At 50.1% G+C, this 24,228-nt stretch carries 28 protein-coding genes, 1 other RNA gene and 1 pseudogene; 17 read left to right on the plus strand and 13 right to left on the minus strand.

Features of this window, described 5'->3' with window-relative positions; translation table 11 throughout:
- Positions 1 to 36 precede the first annotated feature (36 nt).
- Positions 37 to 1,569 (plus strand): xylulokinase, encoded by a 1,533-nt coding sequence (gene xylB / locus EXW96_RS14680; RefSeq protein ID WP_062407144.1) that lies wholly within the window; start codon positions 37 to 39, stop codon positions 1,567 to 1,569.
- Positions 1,570 to 1,625: 56 nt separating this feature from the next.
- Here the strand turns inward: xylB and fsa are convergent, their stop codons facing one another.
- From fsa to cshA, 4 genes are all read right to left on the minus strand, one after another.
- Positions 1,626 to 2,282 (minus strand): fructose-6-phosphate aldolase, encoded by a 657-nt coding sequence (gene fsa / locus EXW96_RS14685; protein WP_062407143.1) that lies wholly within the window; start codon positions 2,280 to 2,282, stop codon positions 1,626 to 1,628.
- A gap of 48 nt (positions 2,283 to 2,330) precedes the next feature.
- Positions 2,331 to 2,511, minus strand: a non-coding RNA gene (gene ssrS, locus EXW96_RS14690) — 6S RNA.
- 77 nt (positions 2,512 to 2,588) lie between these two features.
- Entirely contained in the window at positions 2,589 to 3,434 is an 846-nt protein-coding gene (locus EXW96_RS14695; protein ID WP_174350844.1) for a YesL family protein, read from the minus strand.
- 172 nt (positions 3,435 to 3,606) lie between these two features.
- On the minus strand, positions 3,607 to 5,154 hold the full coding sequence (gene cshA, locus EXW96_RS14700) for a degradosome RNA helicase CshA (RefSeq protein WP_174350845.1): 1,548 nt from the start codon (positions 5,152 to 5,154) through the stop codon (positions 3,607 to 3,609).
- Between the two features lie 276 nt (positions 5,155 to 5,430).
- Here cshA and EXW96_RS14705 point away from each other — a divergent pair, with 276 nt between their 5' ends.
- A complete protein-coding gene (locus EXW96_RS14705; protein ID WP_174350846.1) occupies positions 5,431 to 5,964 on the plus strand; it encodes a DUF4178 domain-containing protein in 534 nt (177 codons plus the stop codon).
- Between the two features lie 49 nt (positions 5,965 to 6,013).
- Positions 6,014 to 6,697, plus strand: a complete 684-nt coding sequence (locus tag EXW96_RS14710; RefSeq protein ID WP_254611389.1) for a DUF4247 domain-containing protein — start codon at positions 6,014 to 6,016, stop codon at positions 6,695 to 6,697.
- 114 nt (positions 6,698 to 6,811) lie between these two features.
- Here EXW96_RS14710 and EXW96_RS14715 read toward each other — a convergent pair.
- A pseudogene (locus EXW96_RS14715) lies at positions 6,812 to 7,210 on the minus strand (transposase); the annotation flags it as partial.
- Here EXW96_RS14715 and EXW96_RS14720 point away from each other — a divergent pair.
- The 3 genes from EXW96_RS14720 to tatA all read left to right on the plus strand — a co-directional run bounded on the left by EXW96_RS14720 (position 7,166) and on the right by tatA (position 8,729).
- Positions 7,166 to 7,996, plus strand: coding sequence for a YitT family protein (locus tag EXW96_RS14720; protein WP_174350847.1), 831 nt, complete (start codon positions 7,166 to 7,168; stop codon positions 7,994 to 7,996). The pseudogene EXW96_RS14715 and the gene EXW96_RS14720 overlap by 45 nt on opposite strands.
- A 179-nt stretch (positions 7,997 to 8,175) precedes the next feature.
- A complete protein-coding gene (locus tag EXW96_RS14725; protein WP_054819026.1) occupies positions 8,176 to 8,370 on the plus strand; it encodes a hypothetical protein in 195 nt (64 codons plus the stop codon).
- Positions 8,371 to 8,504: 134 nt separating this feature from the next.
- Complete coding sequence (tatA, locus tag EXW96_RS14730; protein WP_054819025.1) at positions 8,505 to 8,729, plus strand: twin-arginine translocase TatA/TatE family subunit; 225 nt, start codon at positions 8,505 to 8,507, stop codon at positions 8,727 to 8,729.
- On the opposite strand, the gene EXW96_RS14735 is transcribed toward tatA, so the two are convergent.
- The gene (locus EXW96_RS14735) at positions 8,722 to 9,882 is read right to left on the minus strand and encodes an MFS transporter (RefSeq protein ID WP_062407134.1); all 1,161 of its coding nucleotides are present in this window, start codon (positions 9,880 to 9,882) and stop codon (positions 8,722 to 8,724) included. The genes tatA and EXW96_RS14735 overlap by 8 nt on opposite strands.
- Positions 9,883 to 10,130: 248 nt before the next feature.
- Between EXW96_RS14735 and EXW96_RS28565 the strand changes: the two genes are divergently transcribed.
- Together EXW96_RS28565 and EXW96_RS28570 are read left to right on the plus strand one after the other, a co-directional pair.
- Positions 10,131 to 10,478 (plus strand): putative glycoside hydrolase, encoded by a 348-nt coding sequence (locus EXW96_RS28565; protein ID WP_062407132.1) that lies wholly within the window; start codon positions 10,131 to 10,133, stop codon positions 10,476 to 10,478.
- A gap of 20 nt (positions 10,479 to 10,498) precedes the next feature.
- Positions 10,499 to 10,624 (plus strand): putative glycoside hydrolase, encoded by a 126-nt coding sequence (locus EXW96_RS28570; RefSeq protein WP_375256456.1) that lies wholly within the window; start codon positions 10,499 to 10,501, stop codon positions 10,622 to 10,624.
- Positions 10,625 to 10,747: 123 nt separating this feature from the next.
- On the opposite strand, the gene EXW96_RS14745 is transcribed toward EXW96_RS28570, so the two are convergent.
- Positions 10,748 to 11,479: a uracil-DNA glycosylase gene (locus tag EXW96_RS14745; protein WP_062410836.1), complete on the minus strand. Its 732-nt coding sequence runs from the start codon at positions 11,477 to 11,479 to the stop codon at positions 10,748 to 10,750.
- Positions 11,480 to 11,629: 150 nt separating this feature from the next.
- On the opposite strand from EXW96_RS14745, the gene EXW96_RS14750 reads away from it, so the two are divergent.
- Entirely contained in the window at positions 11,630 to 12,073 is a 444-nt protein-coding gene (locus tag EXW96_RS14750) for a peroxiredoxin (RefSeq protein ID WP_062407130.1), read from the plus strand.
- Positions 12,074 to 12,138: 65 nt separating this feature from the next.
- Here EXW96_RS14750 and pfkA read toward each other — a convergent pair whose 3' ends face one another.
- The 4 genes from pfkA to EXW96_RS14770 are packed head-to-tail and all read right to left on the minus strand — an operon-like array spanning position 12,139 to position 15,177.
- On the minus strand, positions 12,139 to 13,104 hold the full coding sequence (pfkA, locus tag EXW96_RS14755; protein WP_054819022.1) for a 6-phosphofructokinase: 966 nt from the start codon (positions 13,102 to 13,104) through the stop codon (positions 12,139 to 12,141).
- A 47-nt stretch (positions 13,105 to 13,151) separates the two neighbouring features.
- Positions 13,152 to 14,177, minus strand: coding sequence for a tetraprenyl-beta-curcumene synthase family protein (locus tag EXW96_RS14760; protein WP_054819044.1), 1,026 nt, complete (start codon positions 14,175 to 14,177; stop codon positions 13,152 to 13,154).
- 47 nt (positions 14,178 to 14,224) lie between these two features.
- Positions 14,225 to 14,821, minus strand: coding sequence for a hypothetical protein (locus EXW96_RS14765; RefSeq protein ID WP_054819021.1), 597 nt, complete (start codon positions 14,819 to 14,821; stop codon positions 14,225 to 14,227).
- Between the two features lie 38 nt (positions 14,822 to 14,859).
- Complete coding sequence (locus EXW96_RS14770) at positions 14,860 to 15,177, minus strand: hypothetical protein (protein WP_054819020.1); 318 nt, start codon at positions 15,175 to 15,177, stop codon at positions 14,860 to 14,862.
- Positions 15,178 to 15,342: 165 nt separating this feature from the next.
- Here EXW96_RS14770 and EXW96_RS14775 point away from each other — a divergent pair, with 165 nt between their 5' ends.
- The 4 genes from EXW96_RS14775 to EXW96_RS14785 all read left to right on the plus strand — a co-directional run bounded on the left by EXW96_RS14775 (position 15,343) and on the right by EXW96_RS14785 (position 18,798).
- Positions 15,343 to 16,707: an MATE family efflux transporter gene (locus tag EXW96_RS14775; protein ID WP_174350848.1), complete on the plus strand. Its 1,365-nt coding sequence runs from the start codon at positions 15,343 to 15,345 to the stop codon at positions 16,705 to 16,707.
- Positions 16,704 to 17,897, plus strand: a complete 1,194-nt coding sequence (locus EXW96_RS14780; RefSeq protein WP_174350849.1) for an MFS transporter — start codon at positions 16,704 to 16,706, stop codon at positions 17,895 to 17,897. The genes EXW96_RS14775 and EXW96_RS14780 overlap by 4 nt, the downstream gene beginning before the upstream one ends.
- A complete protein-coding gene (locus EXW96_RS28080; RefSeq protein ID WP_302621122.1) occupies positions 17,897 to 18,028 on the plus strand; it encodes a hypothetical protein in 132 nt (43 codons plus the stop codon). The genes EXW96_RS14780 and EXW96_RS28080 overlap by 1 nt, the downstream gene beginning before the upstream one ends.
- A 101-nt stretch (positions 18,029 to 18,129) precedes the next feature.
- Positions 18,130 to 18,798 (plus strand): nitroreductase family protein, encoded by a 669-nt coding sequence (locus EXW96_RS14785; RefSeq protein WP_174350850.1) that lies wholly within the window; start codon positions 18,130 to 18,132, stop codon positions 18,796 to 18,798.
- A 474-nt stretch (positions 18,799 to 19,272) separates the two neighbouring features.
- Here EXW96_RS14785 and EXW96_RS14790 read toward each other — a convergent pair whose 3' ends face one another.
- Both EXW96_RS14790 and EXW96_RS14795 read right to left on the minus strand, forming a co-directional pair.
- Positions 19,273 to 19,470: a cold shock domain-containing protein gene (locus tag EXW96_RS14790; RefSeq protein ID WP_062407120.1), complete on the minus strand. Its 198-nt coding sequence runs from the start codon at positions 19,468 to 19,470 to the stop codon at positions 19,273 to 19,275.
- An 86-nt stretch (positions 19,471 to 19,556) separates the two neighbouring features.
- Entirely contained in the window at positions 19,557 to 20,273 is a 717-nt protein-coding gene (locus tag EXW96_RS14795) for a class I SAM-dependent methyltransferase (protein WP_174350851.1), read from the minus strand.
- A 200-nt stretch (positions 20,274 to 20,473) separates the two neighbouring features.
- Here EXW96_RS14795 and EXW96_RS14800 point away from each other — a divergent pair, with 200 nt between their 5' ends.
- From EXW96_RS14800 to pepF, 4 genes are all read left to right on the plus strand, one after another.
- Positions 20,474 to 20,707: a hypothetical protein gene (locus tag EXW96_RS14800; protein WP_054820221.1), complete on the plus strand. Its 234-nt coding sequence runs from the start codon at positions 20,474 to 20,476 to the stop codon at positions 20,705 to 20,707.
- Positions 20,708 to 21,000: 293 nt separating this feature from the next.
- A complete protein-coding gene (locus EXW96_RS14805; protein WP_062407118.1) occupies positions 21,001 to 21,807 on the plus strand; it encodes a TerC family protein in 807 nt (268 codons plus the stop codon).
- A 183-nt stretch (positions 21,808 to 21,990) separates the two neighbouring features.
- Positions 21,991 to 22,182 (plus strand): hypothetical protein, encoded by a 192-nt coding sequence (locus tag EXW96_RS14810; protein WP_235594237.1) that lies wholly within the window; start codon positions 21,991 to 21,993, stop codon positions 22,180 to 22,182.
- A 227-nt stretch (positions 22,183 to 22,409) separates the two neighbouring features.
- Positions 22,410 to 24,200, plus strand: coding sequence for an oligoendopeptidase F (gene pepF / locus EXW96_RS14815; RefSeq protein ID WP_082660971.1), 1,791 nt, complete (start codon positions 22,410 to 22,412; stop codon positions 24,198 to 24,200).
- The last annotated feature ends 28 nt before the right edge of the window (positions 24,201 to 24,228 follow it).

Raw genomic sequence — 24,228 nt, forward strand, 5'->3', positions numbered from 1 at the left:
CCGATAGCACTGTAATCCACAGATGGGGTGAGCGCATTGACTTATTATTTGGGGATCGATCTCGGCACGTCCGCGGTCAAATGTATTCTGGTGGACAATCACGGCGCCGTCAAGGCGGGCAGAAGCGTGGAATACCCGCTTTTTCAGCCGCAGCCGGGTTGGGCGGAGCAGGAGCCGGAGGATTGGTGGAACGGCACAGCCGTTTGCATCCGTGCACTGCTAAATGAAAGCGGGGTAAACGGGAATCAAATTGCAGGCATCGGTCTGTCCGGACAAATGCACGGCTCGGTATTTCTTGACCGCCGGCTTCGCCCAATCCGTCCCGCCCTGTTATGGTGTGACCAAAGAACGGAGGCAGAATGCCGGTGGATAGAACAAACGATCGGCAGAGATGAGCTTTCCAGACTTACAGGCAACCGGGCGCTAACCGGTTTTACGGCACCCAAGGCCGTATGGCTGCGGAATCACGAGCCGGAACATTACAAGCGAACGGCACATTTAATGCTGCCCAAAGATTACGTGCGTCTCAAGCTGACCGGAGCCTTCGGCATGGACCTCGCCGACGCCAGCGGGACGCTGCTGCTGAATGTGGCCGAGCGCCGTTGGTCGAGCGAGCTGCTCCAACGGCTGGACCTGCCGGAGGAATGGCTTCCTCCGCTCTACGAAAGCAATGAGGTGGCCGGGTATGTTCAGCCTGACGCTGCGGAAGCGACAGGCCTTGTCCCGGGCATACCAGTAGTGGCAGGCGGCGGCGACCAAGCCTGCGGCGCTGTCGGCGTCGGGGCGGTACAAAGCGGCATCGCTTCCGTTGCGCTGGGCACATCAGGCGTCGTCTTCGTCCATGACGATACTTATCAAGCGGATTCGGAGTGCCGTCTTCACACCTTCTGTCATGGAGTGCCCGGAAAGTGGCATCGAATGGGCGTTATGCTCTCCGCGGGGGGATCGTTCCAATGGTGGAAAAACCACTTTGCCTGCGAGGAGCTGGAGCAAGCGAAGGCGGAAGGACGGGACGTATATGAATATTTGACCGCTCTGGCGGAAACCGCTCCTCCCGGAAGCGAAGGACTGCTCTTTATGCCCTATTTAACCGGCGAACGGACCCCTTATGCCGATGCCAAAGCGCGAGGGGGGTTCATTGGCCTCAACCTGCGTCACTCCAAAGCTCATCTGACCCGAACGATTTTGGAAGGCATCACCTTCGGTTTGCGCGACTCCATGGAGCTGATCAAGGCATCTGGAATCGAAATCAGACAGCTGCGTGTGAACGGCGGCGGGGCAAGAAGCCGTTTCTGGAGACAGATGATTGCAGATATTTTCGGGCTGCCCGTCGTTACTGTGAACTCAACGGACGGTCCGGCTTACGGAGCCGCGCTCATGGCTGCTTCCGGAGTCCTTGGCCGGGATATCCCGTCATTATGCGGGGAATGGATTGACATAGAGGACCTCATCGAGCCCGATGCTTCAAGCTCTCAGCGCTACGACGCTTATTACAAGATCTACCGATCTTTATACGGTACGTTGAAGCAGACGATGCATCAATTAACGAATCTGGCCGCACGGCCATGAATGAACGAACCCGGCATTCAAACGATGCCGGGTTGTTGTTTGTTATATGTAGCTTATTAAAACGATGTTAAGTTGGCACCTTCCCAGTCTTTCAGGAACCGCTCAATACCAGTATCCGTCAGAGGGTGCTTGACCATCTGTTGAATCACTTTATAAGGTACGGTCGCGATGTCCGCACCGAGCAGAGCCGCATCGATGACATGCGTTGTCGTACGAACGCTGGCTGTAATGATCTCGGATTCAATACCGTGTACGGCAAAAATCTGGCTGATTTCCTTAATCAGATTCATACCCACCTGGTTGATATCATCCAAACGTCCGACAAACGGAGAAACATACGTTGCCCCTGCGCGTGCTGCCAACAAGGCTTGCGGAGAGCTGAAGATGAGCGTAACGTTCGTTTTGATGCCGAGTTCACTGAAGCGCTTGGTCGCTTTCAAACCTTCTTCTGTCATCGGCACTTTCACGACTATGCTTTCTCCAAGTGCAGCGAGCTTTTTGCCCTGCTCCACCATTTCATCAGCTTGGAGGCTGATCACTTCTGCGCTGATCGGGAGATCGCCGACGATGGAGATAATTTCTTTAATCGTCTCGAAGAAATCTCTGCCTTCTTTAGCAATGAGTGAAGGATTCGTTGTTACTCCGGCGATGACGCCGAGTTCATGAGCTTTACGGATCTCTTCTACATTAGCGGTATCAATAAACAGCTTCATCTCCAAAAATCCTCTCTTCACATTTTTTACGCTTACACAAGTGCACAAAAAAAACCCGCAATGCCGTCCGATTTTCTTGTTTCAAACCCGCTCTCGCAGGTGGGTGTCCGCAGAATCGGTTTTGAAGTCCCTTTTCGAGGGCATGTCAGCCGCGATTCTATGTAGGTCTCCCTAGAAACAGTCATTGGTTCAAAACAACTGAAAACCGAAACGCACATCGCAGGATTTTGTTGTAGTCTTATTATAGTGCACTTCAAGCGGAAAGTAAACCTGTTGCGTTTTTATCTTTGTGGAATCTGCGGGACATTATGGCTTTCCATTCTTACCTTGGTAATCCCCCTCTTCGATCGCTCCCGATTCATTAGGCCTCTGGCCTCTCTCCATCCGGGTCTCGGACTCCTGTTCCGCTCCTCCTTGCTTTCTATCCGCCTCTTCCTCATCCTGATCCTCCGCAATCTCCTGCTGTTTTTCCTGCAGTTTGCCGAAAATTAGGTTGAAGTGCCAAAACGATACGATCGCGATGAAGCTCCCCATAAAAAACGGAATCAAAAACGTGAATATCGCGAAACTGACGTACAGGATGATGACGTTCAGCACCATCATCGATAACGAACGGATCGGATTGCCGATCGTGATCAGGATCGCATTTTTTACAATCTGAAACCATTTCATGTGCAAATGGGTCATGATGGAGAAAAAATGGAACAGCGAGATTATCAGAACCACTGTGAGCGATAATACCAGGAAGCGCAAAACTCCAAAGACTCCCGTTTGGCTGCCGTAAAACCGGAAGTTCGTGTACAGGATTACGCCGAGCAGTATATATATGAATCCGCCGAGCATGCTCTGCAGGAAATTTTCTTTGTAACCGCGGAAAAAGGTTTTAAGCAGAGGAACATCCTCTTCACCTGTCAGCCACTTTCGGGCCACCGTGAACATGGCCGCTGTCGAAGGAAAAATCGTAAAGGGAGAAACGACCGCCATGAGAAAAAGGGTTTGCACTACCTGGTCGCCCGTCTGCGATTGCAGCAGGACAAGCCCAAGCAAAAAGAAAGGGATGGCGCATATGACCCAAAGGATGTTAATGACCGAAAGACGCATGATCCACTCGGAAATGCGGTAAAACCCACCCATCATTCCACGAAACTCCAAAATTATGCCCTCCTTCATAATACAACAACTATTATAGCTTAATTCTCACTTTCAAGACAGACATCTATACCCAATACCTCAACGAACGGGTCTATAAAACCGGGAGCTAAATACTTGACGCTTCGATAAAAAAAGCAAGCACGCTACTGCCTGCGCGCTTGCTTTCATTCCATTATACCAAACTTCCCTCATTCGAACGGTTGGAAGGACGGGAATAGCCTCTTTGATCACGGCCGTCCGAACGTCCGCGATAATCGCGGTATCCGCCATCCTCACGGCGTCCGCGTCCATTCCGGTCACGATCGTAAGGCCTGTCGTTCCTGCGGGCACCGCCGGCCGTTCCGTAAGGACCTGCCGGTTTGCGGCCGTAGCTGCGAACATCCGGTCTTCTCTTCTTGGCGCGAATCGGATCCTCCGGAGTAAGCTCAATGGCTACATCCTTCTTCTCTCCGGTCAACAGCTTCAGCGCGGCCGCAAGCAAATGTACGGAGTCATGCTGCTCCAGAAGAGAAATCGCAAGGCCCTTGTATTCGTTATGCTCTTCTTGCTGCAGCACATCGAGCACGCGCTCAGCCGTCAATTTTTGCTTGCCTTCAATGGCTTCAGCCAAACTCGGCATCGGCTTGCGGGTTATGCGGTGACGCGTAATTTTCTCGATGAAGTACAAGTGGTCGATCTCACGCGGTGTAACGAACGTGTAGGCAACACCTTCTTTGCCCGCGCGACCGGTACGGCCGATACGGTGTACATAGCTTTCCGGATCCTGGGGCAGGTCGAAGTTGATGACATGCGTTACACCGGATACGTCCAAGCCGCGAGCGGCTACATCCGTTGCTACCAGAACGTCGATACTGCCGTCCCGGAACTTGCGCATCACATTATCGCGCTGGTTCTGGGACAAGTCGCCATGAAGTCCTTCTGCCGTATAGCCGCGCTTCTGCAGCGCTTCGGAGAGCTCGTCGACACGACGCTTGGTCCGGCCGAAAATGATCGCAAGCTCCGGAGCCTCCATATCCAGCAAGCGGCAAAGCGCTTCGAATTTCTGACGCTCATGCAGCTCGATATATGCTTGATCGATCAGCGGAGCACTGACTTGCTTTGGAATGACGGATACGTGTTCAGGGTTCTTTAAGAACTGATCGGCCAGCCTGCGAATATTGGCCGGCATCGTGGCGGAGAACAGCATCGTGTTGCGCTCTTCGGGAACCAATTTGAGAATCGATTGGATATCATCCATGAAGCCCATGTCGAGCATTTCGTCCGCTTCGTCCAGAATAACGGTCTGCACATCATCAAGCTTAATCGTCTTGCGGTTAATATGATCAAGCAGCCGTCCTGGCGTACCGATGATAATTTGCGGCTTTTTGCGCAGTGCCCGGATTTGCTTTACGATATCCTGACCGCCGTAAATAGGAAGAGAGCGAATCCCTTTGAAGCGTCCCAGCTTCTCGATTTCTTCCGCTACTTGAATCGCTAGCTCACGTGTAGGGCACATGATGAGCGCTACGATGCGGTCTTCTTTTACATCGATTTTGTTTACGAGCGGAATACCGAATGCAGCGGTTTTTCCTGTTCCCGTTTGGGCTTGGCCAATCAGGTCGCGGCCTTCCAACGCTACTGGAATGGCTTTCTCTTGAATCGGTGTCGACTCCTCAAAGCCCATTTCCGTAATGGCGCGCAGCACCTTTGGCTCTAAGCCGAATTCACTAAATGTTTTCAAAAATTTCAATCTCCTTTGTACTAGGGTTCTTTTATTTGTCTATACCCTTAAGTGCGACTCCTATCTTTGCTTTATTTATCTCTTCATAAAACACTTTTCAAACGTGTCAGAAATGAACAGTTACGCCGTACTTAAGAATATCTTTAGTATTATACCACACCCAACATCCATATACCAGATAACTTCAAATTGAAACCCAAAAACATCAAATATCGTATATAATATTATAATGATGCTAAAGTCTTCGTGTTAAACCGTAAAAGGAGCGAAACACCCATGTCCATCTGGAAAAGAGTTGGTTCGATCATAAAAGGCAGCAAACCACAGCCGGAAGCGAAACCGTCCAATCCTTTCGAGGATACTCAAGTGGGCGATATCGTAAACGTAGATTTAGAGGAATATGTCGTTTCCGGAAAAGCCGTCTATTTCGACAGAGGATTCCCGCCGCACCGGTTTGCTTATTATTTGCAGAACGGCAAGCATATTTCCTGCCTCCTTGTGGAAAAAGGAAGAATCTATGAATGTTTCTTGTGTGAATTTGTGGAAGGATCGCTGGACGATCCCAATGACGTTCCGACCCGGCTTGATATCGGAGCCGAAAGCCTCTTTGAATTGGAGCATCATCGCAGCGATACGGTGAGGACAGAAGGCAATACGGATTTCCGCGGCAACGATCAGGTGCTGTTCTGGCGTTATAGTGGAACGGGAGATCGTTATTTCTTCCTGCAATGGCAAGACGGCAAATACGTCGCCATGGAAGGTGCGCCCACTCCGGGCAGTCAAATTCAATTTTTGAAAGGCTCAAAGTAACCAGGCGAAAGCAAGTATAAATGAAGCTTTATGCAGGAGGTGACGGAACATGATGAGCAGGATATCCAAATGGCTTGCCGTCGTACTGGTATTTGCACTGCTGGCCGGCTGCGGGGATGCAAGCAATTATATAAAAGAGAATTATTCCTTAATTGATGTTCAAGGTCAAGGAAAAAGCACGGCCAAAATCTATTCTGTAGAAGGCAAGAATGTTCCGACTGTCGCCAAAGAACTCGCAGATCAAGAACCCCCTTTGGAAATCAGCAAAGAATATGAGAACCAGATGTTCCTGGTCTACGACAACAAGATCATCAACATACAAAAAGACAAAGAAAACGAGAATACCACGCTGGTGCAGTTAGATTCCATAGAGTATGCGAAGGAACATTACGACTCTTCCTTCCTCCAGGGCTATGTGGCCGCCAGCCTGCTGCAGTCGCTGTTTGGCTCCGTCTGGTCCGGCGATAGCGGCGGCTATAGAGGCTACACGTCTACCAAACGGTACGAGGATTACGGCAAGCACCAAAGCGCTCCCGCCCCTTCTTCAACCACCGCACCTTCGACCAGTGAGCGTAAAGGCACCTTTACCACCTCGCCGTCCAAATCGGTGTCAGGAAGCAGCCAGTCGATCAGACGTAATGACGGTTCAACGAAAAATTATAAAACGCCTTCCCGCATCACCGGTTCGAAACCAAGTACAAGCATCCGCTCCGGTTCCTTTAAGAGAAGATAGCCGGAACGGAAACCAATCTAAGGGGCTGTCTCATAAGTAGTATCAAAACTACTGAGAAACAACCATAGTTTACAAATAAGCCAACGATTTAGTGAAAAAGAGCGAGTTTGGTGGTCAGATTCCCACCCATACTCGCTCTTTTTCCTTCGTTGTTGCCCATTTGAGTAGATTATGGGCAAGGGAAAGCCACCCGACCTCCAGGCTCACTTTAGGCAAGCCGCGAAGCAGGAAACGCCGGAAGCTCCGGTTGCTTTTCATTTGTCCAAACACACTCTCGGGTTCAATCATACGACGAACGGAAAGCTTGTATCCTTCTTCACTTTGGAGCAGCTCTCGTGCCTGACCGCCAGGATAATGCCAAGTGTCGCTGGCTTCATCATATGACCAGTTGTCCACCTTGCTGATGTCCTGTTTTGGGACGGCCCCTTTTTGGGATATACTACATGAAGAACTTAGGGAGGTACGCTCATGCTCTATTTCCAACGGTCCGTCATAGGCTCCGTGCTCATCTGTGTGCTCGGCTCCGCTTTAATCGCTGCCAGCTTTAATTTGTTTCTGATTCCCCATCAGCTGCTCAGCGGCGGAATCTCCGGTATTTCCATGATCGTAGGCTATTTTACAGGGCTTCATATCTCCCTCTTGTATTTTGTTTTCAATCTGCCTATGCTGATATGGGGCTTACTTACTGTTGGCCGTAAATTTATCATTCTCAGCGTGATTTCGGTTGTCCTGACCTCCTGGTTCATGCATATGATTCCGGTTGCGGAAGTCAGTCGGGATATTATTATGTCATCGGTCACCGGAGGCGTTCTTATCGGCTTAGGTTCAGGTTTATCCATGTGGGCGGGCGGATCAACCGGCGGCTTCGACATTTTGGGCTCCATCCTCACGCGCAAACGCGATTTTCCTCTGGGTACCTTTCTATTCGGGCTTAACGGCCTGGTCATTCTGGCCCTCGGATATTTCAAGAACGACTGGGATCTGGCCCTTTATTCCATGCTGTCCATCTATATCACGGGCAGAATGATCGATACGATCCATATCCGGCATCTGAAAGTGACGGTGTTTATCGTAACCCGCAAAAAGAATCTGCTCCTGAAAAAAATGCAAAAGCTTCAGCGGGGCGTTACCGTTATCAATACGGAAGGATCCTATACAAAGGACCCTCAGCATATGCTAATGACGGTAACCACCCGGTATGAGCTGTACGACCTTCAAGGCCTGATCAGGCAGTGGGATCCGCAAGCGTTCGTAAATATTACGGAAACGGTAAATGTCATGGGTCTTTTCCGCCGGTAGCCCCGGGCTCATTCAACAATTGGCGGCACTGATGCCAAATTTGGCATAAATAAACCAAGATTTTTTGTTTTGATTATGTTATAATATAAGCGTAATTTCATATCTTTTCACCGGCCTTACCTGTATTGCTCGTAAGTCGCACTTGCTCTCTTCAACACTAGATGATGACGGGAAGGGTGATGCTTGTGGAAACAGTAAAGTTGGCGACTATTGTTATGAAATTAACGCCTGATTTATATCCTACCTTAAAGAAACACGAGCTTGAATCAGAGATTGTCCTGCGCAATGGCCTGGCCGCTCTTGAAGCGGAGGATGCAATGGAAATTATTCAATACAGCATTTCTGAACATCAAAAAGACGCCTATCTTCATTAAGATAGGCGTTTTAATCTGTCGCAGCGACGCAAAAATGTTGTCTTTTCGTAATAATTGACCGTTCCTGCCGGCTTCATTTTCGTGTTATGCTCGTGGTATGCTGTAGTAGAAAAAGTTTTCCGGAGGTGTTTACAATGGGCGCTTTGTCACCCATGCATATTCTATTGATAGTTCTCGTCGCTTTGCTTCTGTTTGGGCCGAACAAGCTTCCAGAGCTCGGACGCAGCTTCGGCCGCATGTTTCGGGAGTTTAAAGATGCTACGAACGGAAATAGCGGCAACAGCAGCGAAGCCATACATGATACGGAGCCGACCAAGAAAGAACTGACCGCTTCCAACGAAAAACCATCCGCTAATTAAGCCGGATGGTTTTTTTGCGATAATAAACATGGGTGCCAAGCAGCAAAATCGCGGCGATGCAAGTCATTCCCGCTCCGAACATATACATGCCCGCCCCGCTCCATTCATCCTTAATCCAACCTCCGACAAATCCTCCGGTAATGCCGGCCAACCCCAGAAATACCATGGAAAGCATGGATTGTCCCGTGGACTGCAGTTCAGGAGGAACCAGCCGAACCGCATACTGTACCGCTACAATCCAAAATACGGCAAAGGTGATGGAGTGCGTCACCTGAAGAACCATCAGCATGAGCGGATCCGTAATCCAACCGTAAGCCAGCCAACGGAGCGTGTACAATATGGCCACAATACCGAGAAGTGCAAGCTCGTGAAACTTGTGCATATAACGGCTTAACAGCGCGAACGTAGGGATTTCGCTGAAGGCGGCCAAGGCCCATGCCCAGCCCGCCATTGCATTCGTTGCCCCCAAATCTTTGAGATACAGCACGAACATGACGTCGTTCATCCGGTGCGGTACGGTTAGAATAAACACAAGCAGCAGAAACCAAAGAAAATGGCCGTTCCGAAACATGCTGGTAAAGGAACGGAACGATACCCGCGGCGCAGGGCTTCGTTCATCCTTTAAGAAAAGCAAAAGCACGAGCGGCAGCATCCAAATGCTCCAGTATAAATAAGGAATATTCTGAAGTCCGCCCAGCGCCTGCAGAATAAACCCGCTGGAGACGGCCAGCAGCGTAAAGCCTATGGATCCCCATAATCGGATCGAGCCGTAACTGGCCCCCGCCTGCACCGCAGACTTGATTGTTAACGTATCCAGCAGCGGTACCGACGACAGCATGAAAAAGTAAAGCAGCAGCATGAACAACAAAGCAAACGAATAGCCGGTCGTTGTAAAGATGCCTACGCTGGACAAAAGGGTCATCCCCCAAAGCCCGAATATAATCAGCTTCAGCGTCTGATAGCGGTCACTTAAATAGCCCCATATCGGTTGGGCGAAGATGGAGACGAAAGGCCCGATCATCATCAGCAGCCCGATTTGGGAAGAGGAGTATCCTCTGCCTTCGAAGTAAATGGGCAAGAACGGCATAAGCACCGCGCTGGTGGCATAGTATGAAAAATTAAGTCCCCGCAGCATCCGCAGTTGATTCTTCATCCGATATCGATCCTTTTTACTCTAGTTTCTTGCGGGTTGGTCCTTCCAATCAACAACATACTTCAAAACTCTCTATCCGAATGACCTGCTATTCTATTATAATATCAGAATAAACTACAAATATATAGAATAACTGCCAAAGAGAGACAAGAAAATGGAATTATTGCTGGCCGCGTTTCTCCTCGCCTGGGGGGGTGTCAGCGCTGAACATCCGAATATGACGTTCGAACAGCTGGCGTAAGCATCTCTTGATTCGAAAAAACGCCGTTGTACAGCAGATACCGTCAAACGGCAGCCCCGAAAACCGATTGAGGCCGGTAAACAAGCAGGACCCTCAACCAGATGCTCCCAAGGTTAAGGGCGTCTACGCAACCGCTCACAGCGCCGGCGGTTCCCGGTTACATTCACTGCTGGAGCTGATGGATCGTACGGAACTCAATGCACTGGTAGTTGATGTAAAGGACGATTGGGGCTATATCACATATAACACCGGAAACCCGGATTTGCTTGCCATGGACACAACCAAGAACATTATTCGCGATATGCCTGCACTTATTAATTTGCGAAGTATGCCAGAGAACAGCTCAACCCGTTAGGCGTCCGCGTATCCGCAGATATATTCGGCTATGCCGCATCCGTGCCTGCTGCCGAAGGGATCGGCCAGGATTTTCAAAAAATATCGGAGCAGGTGGATGTCATTTGCCCGATGATTTATAGAGCAAATCGGCGCACTAAAGGATAACGGCATTGAAGAGTTTCTTCTATGGAACGCTGTGAACTCTTACACGCAGGGTGTAGAATACCAATAACAGGCAGGCCCGACTTCGTATATACCGGAATCGGGCCTTCACCGTTTGAATAAAAGCTATCCGTTGGCCGCCCCGCTCCTGCCGATATTAGGAATTTGCCAATCGATCGGCGACCTGCCGATGGTTTGGAGGAACTCATTGGCCTTTGAATACGGACGGCTTCCGAAAAAACCGCGGTGAGAGGATAACGGACTCGGATGAACCGAACGTAGAATGCAGTGGCGTTTTTCCGTAATCAGCTCCAATTTTTTTTGGGCATGGCTTCCCCAAAGAATGAAGACTACCGGTTCCTCCCTCTCGTTCAGAAGGCGAATCACCTGATCTGTGAATGATTCCCAGCCCTTTCCTTTATGCGAGTTGGCCTCTCCGGCCCGCACGGTCAGCACCGTGTTGAGCAGCAGCACTCCCTGCTCCGCCCAACGAACCAAATAACCGTTATCCGGAATGGGGCAGCCCAAATCGCTTTGCAGCTCCTTGAACATGTTCTGCAGGGACGGCGGTGCGGGAACTCCCGGCTTGACGGAGAAGCTGAGGCCATGGGCCTGTCCGGGTCCATGGTACGGGTCTTGTCCCAAAATAACAACTTTCGTATCTGCATATGACGTATAATGAAGCGCATTAAAAATGTCGTACATGTTTGGATACACGGTATGCGAAGCATATTCCTGTTTTAAAAAATGCTTCAGCCTGATGTAGTAAGGTTTTTGGAACTCGTTTTCGAGCAGGTCCGCCCAATCGTTTTTCAGAATGACGCCCACCGACGCACGCCTCCTTTTATTTGAAATCATGATCAGACCGGACGAAATGATGCGCAAGCAGCAGCTTCCAGGCACTTGAACGTGACGCGCTTTCCTTGCAAGCGTTCACCGCAATCCGCTACAATGTAGCTGGATGCTGTTCATCTTTACTTGATGCAGCAAAGATGAGGGGTGATTCTTATGCTGGCTGTGGGTACAAGAGCTCCGTCTTTTTCGGCGGACAGTACACAAGGTGAGATTCGACTGGAGGAGACATTGGGCAAGCGTCCGATTGTTCTCATTTTTTATCCGAAGGACCATACGCCCATATGTACAAAGCAGCTGTGCGCTGTCCGCGACTCTAAAGAGCAGTACGCCAAATATGATGCGCTGGTGCTCGGGATCAACTCCGGGTTCCTGGAGGAGCACCGACAGTTCGCCAACAAATTTATGTACGACTTTCCGCTGGTTGCCGACAAAGGAGCCAACATTCAAAAGCTGTACGACGTCGGACACACCCTGTTTGGTCTTCTCGGTCAACAGCGCACCGTCTATGTCATCGGCCGCAACGGAACCATCGTGTACGCCATGAAAGGCAACCGCCCCACCGCCGAAATATTGAAGGCACTGGAGGAGCATCGATAACTGTTGAAAAAATAGGCATTCTCTCCCCTTCAAAAGGAGTGAGAATGCTTATATTTTCTCCCTTATTACTGAGACAACCGTTTAGCCAATTCATAAAGCTCCATGTTGAATTGTTTTTTGGAGTTTACTACCAGATCGATATCGGTTACCGTAAGCTCTCCCTTGATGATGCCGCACGCTTTACCGGAGACGCCCTCCAGCAGCTTGCGCACTGCAAAATCGCCGAGGTTGCTCGCCAAAATCCGGTCGTTATGCGTCGGCGTACCGCCTCTTTGAATATGGCCGAGCACGGTCACACGCGGTTCGATGCCGTTGCGCTTCGTAATTTCCGCGGCAATATCTTCCCCTTTTCCTACCCCTTCGGCAACAATAATGATACTGTGGCGCTTGCCCATTTTGAAATTTTCGGACATCCGGTTCGCGATCTCATCCAGATCATACGGAACCTCCGGTACCAGAATGGTCTCCGCCCCGCTGGCAAGTCCCGAGTACAATGCGATATCTCCGCAATGGCGGCCCATGACTTCAACGACGGAAGATCGTTCATGGGAACTCATGGTGTCGCGGATCTTGTTGATCGCGTCCACGACAATGCTGACGGCCGTATCGAAGCCGATCGTAAAATCGGTAAAAGGAATGTCGTTGTCAATCGTGCCCGGCAAGCCCATCGTTTTGATCCCGAGCTTGTTGAGCTTGTTTGCCCCTTGATAGGAGCCGTCCCCGCCGATGACAACCAGACCGTCGATGCCCCGCTTGCGCAGGTTCTCCGCGCCGAGCTGCTGCCCTTCCGGCGTCAGAAACTCCTTACAGCGGGCCGTCTGCAGAATTGTCCCCCCGCGTTGAATAATGTCACCCACGCTGCGCAGATCCATCTCGCGAATATCGTCGTTAATCAGGCCGGCATAGCCGCGCTGAACGGCGAATACCTCCAGCCCGTGATACAGGCCGCTGCGAACGACAGCGCGAACGGCCGCGTTCATCCCTTGCGAATCCCCTCCGCTTGTAAGTACTGCGATTTTTTTTACCGACATGATGATTCCTCCTTGTTGATAAAGCACACCATTAATTATCGTTGGAATTACGAGTTTTTGCGAATCCAAATGCTGTTAACGAGGAAAAACATCCGCATCAGCGGACTGTCCTTCATCAACTGCCGGGAAACCCGTTTGACCTGCCGCTGCTTTCTGACCTTCGGATCGGACAAGTAAAGCGCAAGCAGCCCTTCGATGATCATCCGGTGAAATGCGGCATGCTCCAGCCTCTCCGATGTGCGTTTGGCCTCCTTCACAATCAGCGCAATCCGCTCAACGGTCTTGTCCATATTGTCATAATAGCTGCAAAAATTAAGATCCCCGCCAATCGCGTCTTCTTCCTGGTCGATCAAATAATCAAGCAAAATATGCAGTCCGCAAATATACGGAAAATAAGCGACATGGATGTTCCGCACGGTTTCCGGACTAAGTTCGGGCTCGGATGCCGCCAGGAACAGCACAAAAACGCCGAGAGTGGATCCCGTCGCAGCGGCAAATTCATTCCATCCTATAGAGGGATAGCGTTCCCGGTGCATCTCCCACCAAGACAGCAGCGCATCCTCGCGCAAAGGCTTGGCCATATGCTTGTAAACTTGCAGATCGCAATACAAGCTGACGAGTTCCCGAACGGAAGAAGCCGCCGGCGCATAGGACGGAAGCATGCGAATGCTGGCCTGGCATGTTTTGACAAGCTCATTCAGGTAGTTTCCATCTTCCTGCTCCTTGTGAAATTCGTAATAGTCGTGCAGCGGCGCGGACGGATCCACCGCATCCAGCATTGATTGATGCAGCCGACGGAAATCCTCCGGATCGAGCGATGTGCTCCGGTCGCACAAATTGTCCAAATAATCGCTGATCGTTTGAAAAGCGGCGATGAGCGGAATGAGTATATGCCGCATCGACAGGTTCGCCGCCGCATATACGGCTCCGCCTTCACAGTGAAACTGCTTTGAGGTTAAGCTGTTAATCGCCTGCTTGCGCAGCTCCGCATCCGGGATCTGTTCCGCCTTGGAACGCCAATGATCCAGCTGTTCCCGGACAGCGGGAAGAACGTGGCGATAAACGCGAAGCATAAGCTGCAACGGGCTTCTGGGAACTTGAGGATTGCGGTTCAAGAAAATCAGAATAACTCCCTTTCGCCGCCACTGAACGCATAACCATGCCGGAGGAGCTTACGCATTTCGATCCATTGAATATGCTTCAGCAGCTCCTCTCCCCGCTCGTCGTTAGCCTTCGTGACTTGATACTCCACCAGATCCGTGAACCGAACCGGATCATAGCCGCTTGCCGATAACCATTGTTCAAACTGCTGCTTGAGCGCCGCGCTTTGGATATCCTCCAAACCCGTTTGTCTTATATACGCGAACGCTTCTTTGGCCACATCATCATATACCGGATGAGCACCCGCCATGCGAAACCAGTATTTCGCATTGCTGTAATCCCCTTCCATCCGATGCATGATCGCGTGCCAATAGCTTCCGGTCGGCGTATCGATATCCTGAGAAATGGCGTGCGACGGTTCCAAACTTTCGTTAAACAAATGCAAGCCCGCTTTAACGGAAAGCGCATAGGATCGGCGTTCGCCTTCGAATCCGTCCACGGAGAGCTTCGTTATCTTGACATCCGTCAAATCGTCAAGCTCCTCCGTCGGATACAGCGAAGGCTTGTGAGCCGTCAGCTTCGCTGCAAGCTTGTATAAGCTTTCGGTCCAGCTCAAGCTTCTTACCTCCTCTATCAATCAGCGAATGGAATCTATTAGTGATGAGCCGCTCCCACGGCCATGTCCTGATGAACCCGAAACCATAAATGAAGCTCATTGATCGTACTGGCCAGATCTGCAATTTCAGTATTCAGGCGGCAGGAAACCGCAAAATTATCTTCTACGTTAAGCTGATCCTGTCTGGCGATGATCATCGTCTCCAGCCGCTTGATCCGATCCGGGATCATTCCCCGGATTTCCTCCCAGCGAAGAAGAATCTCCGCCTGCTCCTGCTCGCTGTAATCTTCAAAATTCTTCTCCAGGTGAGGCAGCGGTATACCTATCCTCTCATCCATAATAAAAGAGTAAGACATTTCTGTTCCACCTTTCTGTTCCGGATCACCGTAAAAGGCGCTGACAGCTTATCTATATTAATGTATCACGAACGCTTCACTGCTTCCAGTAGGAAAACAAATTTTTCTCCCCTGCCGGTCCGGTTCATGGTATAATGTGTGACATGTGAAAAGAGGGAGCCCGTCATGAACGCATCGGAACAAACTCGCATCACGTTTCGTCAGCTGCTTGCCTTCTTCCTTCCGCTAGGATTTTCGGCGAGCTTGGTTACCATATCCCATGTCATCATTAACAGCACATTGGCGCGATCTTCCCATCCGGAGATCATCATTGCCGCCTACGCTTTGCCGATGAGCATACTAGGCATTACCGAAAAACCCGCCGTTTTGCTGCGTCAAACCTGCTCAGCCCTCGTCCGCGACAGACAATCGTTTCGGGCGATGTCGCTTGTGGGCTTTTATGTGCTTGGCTCGGTTTCTCTCATCGGTCTTCTCATCAGCTACACCTCTATCGGTCCGTGGGTGTTCGTGCATTTGTTCGGAGCGGAGGAAAGCATGATCGCCCCGATGGTCGACGTGTACCGGGTGCTGATGTTCGTCAGTATTTTTTCGGGCATCCGCTGTATTTATCACGGAATCATCATCTATAACATGCGGACGAAATGGCTTACGATCGGAATGCTGATCCGTTTGGTCGGCATGTACTCGCTCTCGCTGTATTTTATTAAAACCGGGGTTACGAGCGCTACGGTCGGTGCGATCATCTTCCTCACCGGGATGATCATTGAAGCGGCCGTCAGTTACTGGGAAGGCCGGTCGCTGCTGCGCAGCGTCATTCCGGAGAAGCATCCCGGGCATTCCATCGAGAAATCTTCGCAAGTATTCGGATTCTACAAGCCGTTAATGTACTCGTCGTTTATTGCGGTGATCTCCATCCCCGCCATCAATGCGTTTCTCGGCAAAACGACGGATATTCAGCTGTCCATAGCAGCCTTTGCCATCGCAGCCAGCCTGACGCAGCTCGTACAAAGTTTTTTTACTTACGTGCACCAGCTAGTTCTGAATTTTTACCGCAAGGATCCGGAGTCTGTGCTTCGCTTCACGCTGATGATCTCGTTGATTCCCGGCCTGCTGATTGCCGTAATGTCCTATACGCCTGCCGGCCCTTGGTTTATGGAGCATGTGATGGGAGTGAACGAGAGGTTGCTGGAGGCGAGTCTTGCTACGCTCCGTGTGTTTATGATCATGACCTTGATTTTCCCTTGGCTGGATTACGGGAACGGACTGCTGATGCTGCGCAGCCAAACGAAGGTGATGGTTTGGTCTCAGGCTGCAAACGTGTGCGCCACCCTGCTGGCCTTATTTCTGTGCATCGCTTTTAGTCCCGGCTGGAACGGGATGATCGGCGCCTTGGCGCAGTCGCTCGGCACAGCCGCAGAAGCCGCCGTAGTCTGGTTCGTCATCCGGGAGACGGCCAAAATGGAGGGTAAAATCCCCGGACCGCCGCTTTCTGCCGCAGGAAACACAAAAGAATTGAGTGAAAATGCATGAGTGAGCGATTAATCAGAGGAAATGCTGCAACGCTTTGCTGCTTTACCTTCTCTATATATACGACGGTTGCCGTTCTTACTTCTTATTTTCCGCTTTACTTTTTGTCCAAGGGATTCTCAACGGTCCAAATTGGCCTCTTGTATTCTGTCGGCCCGATGCTCGGTATCGTGTCCAACCTATTCTGGGGCGTGGTGAGCGACCGATGGCAAACGGTGAAAAAAATAGTCATCCTGGTTCTGATCGGACAATGGCTTACCTCGGCTTTCATCTTCCGCACCGATGCGTTCGGTCTTCTGATGGTGCTGATGGGGAGCTTTTATTTTTTTCAATCCCCGATGAGCTCGTTGAACGACAGCCAAATTCTGCTGACGATCAAAAACACCGGAAAGAGCTATGCTTCCTTCCGCGTTTGGGGTTCGATCGGCTTTGCCGCCGCTGCACTGGTCTTCGGCAAGCTGTTGAAAGACTTCGGCATAGAGCTGACGGCTGTATTGATGATGACAACGATCGGCTGCTCCCTTCTTTTATCCTTGATGCTGAAGGACGCCCGCCAGACGGGTTATAAGAAGCCGGATTTCTCCGGACTCGTGCCGATTGTCACCACCCGCTCGTTTCTCGCGTTCCTGCTCACGGTCCTCGTAATCTCCGTGGCACACCGGATGAATGACGGCTTTCTGGCCCTCTATCTTGAACGCCTTGGCGCCGATCAGACCATCGTCGGATGGTCCTGGATGGTTTCGGCCGTGAGCGAAATCCCTATATTCTTTTGGCTTAGCAAGCATGGCCATAAATACAAGGAGTTGCCTCTGCTCATCATTTGCTGCCTCGTATACTTGGCCCGCTTTTTATTGATGAGCGTTATAGACAACCCGCTGTGGGTTATCGGGATTCAATTCATGCACTCCGTCTCCTTCGGGATCTTTCTGTTCACCGTCATCCGCTATATTCAAAGCGTGGTGCCCGACCAGTTTCGTGCCAGCGGCCAGGCGCTGTTCGCCATCACCTGGTCCGGGCTGGCCGGTTTAATTAGCGGTGCTTTGGGCGGAACCGTCTTTAACTCCTGGGGACCGCACGCCATGTACGCCTTGGCGTCGGCATTGGCTTTTGCCGCGATGCTGGGTTTTCTGGGGCTTCACCTTCGAACCAGAGGGCGTACGGCCCTTCATGAGTTGGAACAGGGTCCCTCCTGATGGAGGGACGACCGCACCTGTCGGCAAAAGAGAAAGGCAAGCTTAAAGGAGGGCGCCGCATTGTGCAGATCGGCATGGAAACGATGGAGAAGACGGATCGTCTCCGGGATGGGCGAAGGCGAAACCGTTGAGTTGTCTTTTCCTCTGACGAACGGTATAATAAGGGATAATTTTAGTACCAAGTACTAAGCAGTAAGCTGACGGCTTGCCATACGGAGAGGATGAACCATACATGACTGACGACATCATGACACTGCCCTATCAGGATTTCAAATCGATCCTGCTGGATCGACGCAGCATTCGCAAATTTACCGAGCAATCGGTTTCGATTGAAGATATTCGCGACATCATCGATTGTGCCAGATACGCCCCGAGCGATACGAACTCGCAAACCTGGGAATTTATCGCCGTTATGAATCGAAATAAAATTAAAGAAATCGAACGGATGACCTGGGAGCAGCTGCACCTCAAAGCCGCAGAAGCCGAACGGCGGGGACTTTCCAGGGAAGCGCGGCTGCTGACCAAATCCTTCGGACCTTATGCGACTGCATTCGCCGATGCCCCGGTGCTGATTATCTGCTTGGCTACGCCCTACAACTCCAAGTTCCGCGAGCGGATTTTCGATCCGATCCAATTGGTTGATGACGCGATATGGGAAGAAGAAGGTATCAAGAGCAGCTGCTTGGCCGCACAAAACCTGATGCTCGCCGCACATGCCCGCGGACTTGCCACATGCCCAATGACCGGCCCCGTCCTGCTCGCCGGCGAGCAGCTTCGCGCTTACCTGGATATTCGCCCGGAGTGCCAGATCAATATGGTCATCGCGCTCGGGCATCCGGCAGAGCGTCCTGCACGGCTCGCGCGTAAAGAAATTGACGATATTCTTCGTATTGTGGAGTAATATCAACAGCAGCTTTTGCGGTAATCGAGTAGGAGAGGGCGACTAATCCCCGTCCTCTCACCTATGAAAACATGCAAGTCCCTTGTTCAAAAAACATGTATTATGAGGGAATGCTCATCTGAAAATTCCTCTAAAATTTCAATCATGCTGAATAGCTCATCCATGGAAGCATCCTTTTTGGTACCCTCATCTTTACACTCCGAGCGAGGCGAAAGCCGATATAACCATGTTCGGAGATAAACAGCATAGCAAAAAGAGCGGTTCTTGGATTTATTCCAAGAACCGCTCTTATCGGCTTGTTGTTGTGGCACTAACCTATAAGAAAACTACCTGCACATGAAAGGAGCCACCGCAAAGCAGCGGTACGTTTTCTTGTGAAATCAAGGAGCAAGTACTAGAAGCCAGTCATTTGATTTCCAGAGAAACATTATATCATGCTAACCCGTAAAGGGTAGTTATAGTTTAGTGTTAAGCTTACAGCTTTTGAACGTTAGCCGCTTGAGGACCACGGTTTCCTTCAACGATTTCGAATTCAACGGATTGGCCTTCTTCCAAAGTTTTGAAGCCTTCGCCTTGGATTGCGGAGAAGTGAACGAATACATCGTCGCCGCCTTCTACTTGAATGAATCCGTAGCCTTTTTCTGCGTTAAACCATTTTACTGTACCTTTCAATGAAAACAACCTCCTAGATGTATCGCCATCAAGGGCGAATGGTTCAATTATAGCACCCTTATAAGGATAAATCAACACAATGAAATTTATTCGAAATCACTTTTTTGTATACGCAATAACTGGTTCGATCCGGGGATGAATGGAAGCGATGAAGGCATCAAGGTTAGCTTCTGCTCCTCCCCTTCCAGCTCTTTTAAAAGGCATTTAAGGAAAGGATACCTCTCCCACCCGAGTGTGACTAGCGGATACAAACGAATCTCACCGCCCGGACGGCAAACGCGAAGCATTTCCTTTATCGCCTCCAGATGAAAATCATAATCAAACTGCTCGTGATACAAAAACAAGAAGTGGCTGCACAGCACAAGTCCCTGTGAATTGTCCTCCACCGGCAGCTTCGGGAGCATTCCTGCCATATAACTTTTCTTGCCGCGGGTCTTATAGTCTTCAATAAAGCGGCTGAGCGACGCTTCACGCATCGATCTGTGATTCCTGAGACTTCCGTAATACGTCCAGTCGCAAACCCTCTCCAGCCCGGCAAGCTTGTGAGTAGAAACCTGAATTTCCTTCTTTCCGTGTTCAAACAGCTCTTCAGGCGTCATGGCGTACAAGGGATCGACTGCGGCCGCTTCCCACCCGCGATCTGCCGCCTCAGCCACAAAGGATGAAGCCCCTGCGGCAATATCCAGGATAGGGCCGGCCCCAAGCACCTCTTCATCCAGTGAGAACATGCGCTCATATTCCACATAGGAACGGCATGTCATGGCAACGCCTGCTTGTTCGTACTTTCTTGCTTCTCCACTCATCTCAAAATCCACTCTCCTCATCTGTTCCGGATACGCTTCAGCACCGGCCCTCCGGCCGGCACTGAAGCGTATCCGGAATTATATCATACACCAACAAAAAGCGTCATTGTTTCTTTTCCTTGATTTTCCCTTACAGCTAAGGTATCATTTCGCGCATAGACGGTGTTCAAATATATCATAATAGAACGGAGCTCTTGAAAATGATCAAAAAACACACAATTTACAAGAAGGACAAATGGAATATGATGACGGTAGAGGTTAACGGAAAGCAGCTGATCCTGCGGGAAATATCCGAAGATTGGGGAGAAGAATGCCACACATTCCTGAGCCGTCCGGAGATGATGAGCTGGGTTCACGAGCGATTCCCCAAAGACCGTTTTCAAGGCACGGAAGAAGAGTATGAGGCTTTAATCGAGGCTTTCCGTCAAATATAATTCCATAAACGTTACGACATGAAACCGACAAAATTAGGCTTGACTTGCAGCTTGTCCACTCGTTATAATGAGGGCAATTACATAAGGATGTCCTCCAAAGGGGAGTAGCTGTCACAATAAAGTCGTCAGTTCGGGTTTTTGATAAACCCCGGCTTTATTGGCAACGAAACGTTGTTAGCAAGACCTTTGCCTATTGCGGTAAAGGTCTATTTTTGATTGAAAACGACCTTTACCGTATCGGTAGAGGTCATTTTTGTGTAAAAATCATTTGGATGAAGGAGTGGTATTTAAAAATGGACTTCCTTACACTGGATTATTTCATCAAATTGTTCAACATCATCTTGATCGATTTGGTGCTCGCCGGGGACAACGCCATTGTTATCGCATTGGCCGCCCGAAATTTACCGAAAGAACATCAGAAGAAAGCGATCATTTGGGGAACCGTAGGCGCTGTTATCATACGGATCGCCGCTACGTTGGCCGTTGTTTGGCTCCTGCAGCTGCCTTTCCTCCTGCTCATCGGAGGCGTACTGCTGGTATGGATCGCGTATAAACTGCTCGTGGATGAAAAGGAGCATAACATCGAAGCGAAGCCTCAGCTCTGGCCTGCTATCCGAACCATCATTATCGCCGACGCAGTCATGGGCTTTGACAATGTCATCGCCGTGGCAGGCGCAGCCCACGGCAGCTTCGATCTGGTAATCATCGGCCTGATCGTCAGTGTCCCTATCATGGTTTGGGGCAGCACGCTGTTCATTCGTTTGGTCGAAAAATTCCCTGTTATTATTACGATCGGTGCCGGGGTGCTCGCGTACACTGCAGGTTCCATGCTGACGGGGGATCCTTTTGTCAAAGGCTGGTTTGATGAAAATCCTGTAATGAAGTGGGCATTCATCGCCATTGTCGTCATCGGCGTCATTCTCGCCGGTTACTTGAAGAAGCTGTCAAAAAACTTCATTTCCATCAATGAACAAGGACAACTGACCATCCCTGACAGTATAAAAAATGAAGCTCAAATCGAAGCTAATGACAGCTTTGAAGCAAAAGTCGATGATCAAGGCCGCATCGTATTGGTGAAAGTCGCCAAATCCGAGGGCTGACCAATAAAACAATCCGGCGGTATTCTCGCCGGGTTGTTTTATTTTTTCCAATGAAAACCATCGTCTTCGGGCGTATTATATTTTCGCATCCTGCAGCCGACTCTCCCCTTCCTGATTTCAGGTATATCTTGCCTATGGAAACGCAGGAATTTCAACCTTTGTGGCGAAACTACTTAGCAAGAGGTGATTCTGTTGAGCAATGCGGCATCCGTTGTTACGTTTATGATCTTGTCCTTTTCTTTGGCACTCGTATTAATCATGAAAAGAGATACGCTGCCCCCCGGAGTGAAACGTCCTCTGGCGATCATCGCACTGGTGCTGGTTTCTTTTTCCTTCGTGCTGATGATATTCAGCTTTTTTGCCGCTCCCGCTTAGAGGCATTAGACTTCCTTCCATGATTTTCATATACTAATATTTAAGCCTCGCTCCGGTCATACTAAGGAATGCTTTCCAGACCAACCCCTATTTTCCATGGAGCGTGAGCAAATTTGAGAATCATGCCTTTGCTGCTGTGCGGCATGCTGTTGTCCGGCTTGCTGAGCGCATCCGCGATGCAGACGGATGCAGCGGCCAAACCATATCATATGACAAGGAGGGCTCCCATGAATCAACTGCCAAAGCGTAAGGACGTAGCCTTGGAACACCGCTGGAACCTGGAAGACCTTTTTCCAAATCAACAGGCTTGGGATAAGGAGTATCAACTGGTCAAGGATGACCTGAAAGAAATCGGGCGTTTTGAAGGTAAGCTTAACGACCCGGCTGCGATAAAAAAATGCTTCGAGCTGGAGGACAAAATTTCCCTACATACCGAACGACTGTATGTATACGCCAACATGAAGCACCATGAAGATATGGCGGATCCTACATATCAGGCCTTATCCGATAAATCCAAAAAATTAAGCGTCGAAGCCAACGAAGCCATGTCGTTTATTTCCCCGGAAATTTTGAGCCTGACAGACGAACAGCTGCATAAGCTCGTCGAAAACCCAGAGCTTTCCTTTTATAAGCGCACGCTGGAGGAGATGATCCGCCAAAAGCAGCATGTGCTCAGTAAAACAGAAGAAGCGCTGCTCGCCCAAGTAGGCAATCTTTCGCAGGCTCCGGGAACCATCTTCGGCATGCTGAATAACGCCGACTTAAAATTCCCCAAGGTAAAAAATGAGCACGGCGAAGAAATCGAACTGACACATGGAAGATATATTCAGTTCCTCGAAAGCAAAGACCGCGAGGTCCGCAAGCAGGCTTTTGAAGCGATGTATTCCACTTACGCCAAGCAAAAAAATACCCTTGCCGCTACGTTGGCCGCGAACGTAACCAAGAACATCTTTTATGCGAAGGCGCGCAAATACCCTTCCACGCTGGAGATGTCCCTCTTCGGCGATAATATCAAAAAGGAAGTTTATACGAACCTGATCGACGCCATCCACGAATCGCTGCCTTTGATGTACCGTTACATGGAGCTGCGCAAAAAGCTGCTGAAAGTGGACGAATTGCACATGTACGATTTGTTCGCTCCGCTCGTCGACGAGTACAAAATGGATATTACGTTTCCGGAAGCGAAGCAAATGGTCAAAGAAAGCTTGAAGCCTCTAGGCGACGATTATCTGGGCATCCTGCAGGAAGGCTTTGACAACCGCTGGATCGATATTTACGAGAATGAAGGCAAGCGCAACGGCGCCTACAGCTGGGGAGCTTACGGGACCCATCCATATGTGCTGCTGAATCATAAAGACAATCTCAACAGCATGTTTACATTGACGCATGAAATGGGTCATGCGCTTCATTCGTATTTATCCGATGTCAACCAGCCTTACCGTTATGCGCAATATACGATTTTCCTGGCGGAGGTCGCCTCTACGCTTAACGAAGCGCTGCTGATGGACTATATGTTGAAAAAGTCGACGGACAAAAAGGAAAAAATGTACCTGCTTACCTACTATATGGACCAATTCCGGACGACTGTCTTCCGCCAGACGATGTTTGCCGAATTCGAGAAAATCATTCACGAAAAAGCGGAGCAAGGCGAATCGTTAACGCCTCAGCTACTCAGCCAAATTTACTACGATCTGAATGTGCTGTATTACGGCAAAGGCATGGTCGTAGACCAGGATATCGAGATGGAGTGGGCGCGGATTCCGCATTTCTACAACAGCTTCTATGTGTATAAATACGCTACAGGATTCTCCGCAGCCACCAGCTTCGCCAAGCAAATTCTGGAGGAAGGCGAGCCGGCGGTGCAGCGCTACATCGGTTTTCTGAAAAGCGGCGGCAGCGACTATTCGATTAACATTTTAAAACGGGCCGGCGTGGATATGTCCTCTCCAGAGCCAATCAAGCAAGCCATGAGCGTATTTAAAGAGCTGCTCGAACAAATGGAGGCACTGGCGAAATAACCATGCGCCGCAGGCTGAGACCGGTTCT

Origin of the sequence: Paenibacillus sp. JMULE4, from assembly GCF_013337105.1 — a bacterium.
In the GTDB taxonomy this organism is placed as follows: Bacteria; Bacillota; Bacilli; order Paenibacillales; family NBRC-103111; genus Paenibacillus_G; species Paenibacillus_G naphthalenovorans.

Coding starts and splice junctions, on each gene's coding strand:
- EXW96_RS28080 (WP_302621122.1), top strand. CDS start 17,897: ATGGAGGGACGACCGCACCTGTCGGCAAAAGAGAAAGGCAAGCTTAAA.
- EXW96_RS14725 (WP_054819026.1), top strand. CDS start 8,176: ATGCTTGTGGAAACAGTAAAGTTGGCGACTATTGTTATGAAATTAACG.
- tatA (WP_054819025.1), top strand. CDS start 8,505: ATGGGCGCTTTGTCACCCATGCATATTCTATTGATAGTTCTCGTCGCT.
- EXW96_RS14720 (WP_174350847.1), top strand. CDS start 7,166: ATGCTCTATTTCCAACGGTCCGTCATAGGCTCCGTGCTCATCTGTGTG.
- EXW96_RS14785 (WP_174350850.1), top strand. CDS start 18,130: ATGACTGACGACATCATGACACTGCCCTATCAGGATTTCAAATCGATC.
- EXW96_RS14780 (WP_174350849.1), top strand. CDS start 16,704: ATGAGTGAGCGATTAATCAGAGGAAATGCTGCAACGCTTTGCTGCTTT.
- EXW96_RS14805 (WP_062407118.1), top strand. CDS start 21,001: ATGGACTTCCTTACACTGGATTATTTCATCAAATTGTTCAACATCATC.
- pfkA (WP_054819022.1), bottom strand. CDS start 13,104: ATGTCGGTAAAAAAAATCGCAGTACTTACAAGCGGAGGGGATTCGCAA.
- pepF (WP_082660971.1), top strand. CDS start 22,410: ATGAATCAACTGCCAAAGCGTAAGGACGTAGCCTTGGAACACCGCTGG.
- EXW96_RS14770 (WP_054819020.1), bottom strand. CDS start 15,177: ATGTCTTACTCTTTTATTATGGATGAGAGGATAGGTATACCGCTGCCT.
- EXW96_RS14705 (WP_174350846.1), top strand. CDS start 5,431: ATGTCCATCTGGAAAAGAGTTGGTTCGATCATAAAAGGCAGCAAACCA.
- EXW96_RS14710 (WP_254611389.1), top strand. CDS start 6,014: ATGATGAGCAGGATATCCAAATGGCTTGCCGTCGTACTGGTATTTGCA.
- EXW96_RS14750 (WP_062407130.1), top strand. CDS start 11,630: ATGCTGGCTGTGGGTACAAGAGCTCCGTCTTTTTCGGCGGACAGTACA.
- EXW96_RS14760 (WP_054819044.1), bottom strand. CDS start 14,177: ATGCTTCGCGTTTATCGCCACGTTCTTCCCGCTGTCCGGGAACAGCTG.
- EXW96_RS14795 (WP_174350851.1), bottom strand. CDS start 20,273: ATGAGTGGAGAAGCAAGAAAGTACGAACAAGCAGGCGTTGCCATGACA.
- fsa (WP_062407143.1), bottom strand. CDS start 2,282: ATGAAGCTGTTTATTGATACCGCTAATGTAGAAGAGATCCGTAAAGCT.
- EXW96_RS14775 (WP_174350848.1), top strand. CDS start 15,343: ATGAACGCATCGGAACAAACTCGCATCACGTTTCGTCAGCTGCTTGCC.
- EXW96_RS14745 (WP_062410836.1), bottom strand. CDS start 11,479: ATGATTTCAAATAAAAGGAGGCGTGCGTCGGTGGGCGTCATTCTGAAA.
- EXW96_RS14735 (WP_062407134.1), bottom strand. CDS start 9,882: ATGAAGAATCAACTGCGGATGCTGCGGGGACTTAATTTTTCATACTAT.
- EXW96_RS14800 (WP_054820221.1), top strand. CDS start 20,474: ATGATCAAAAAACACACAATTTACAAGAAGGACAAATGGAATATGATG.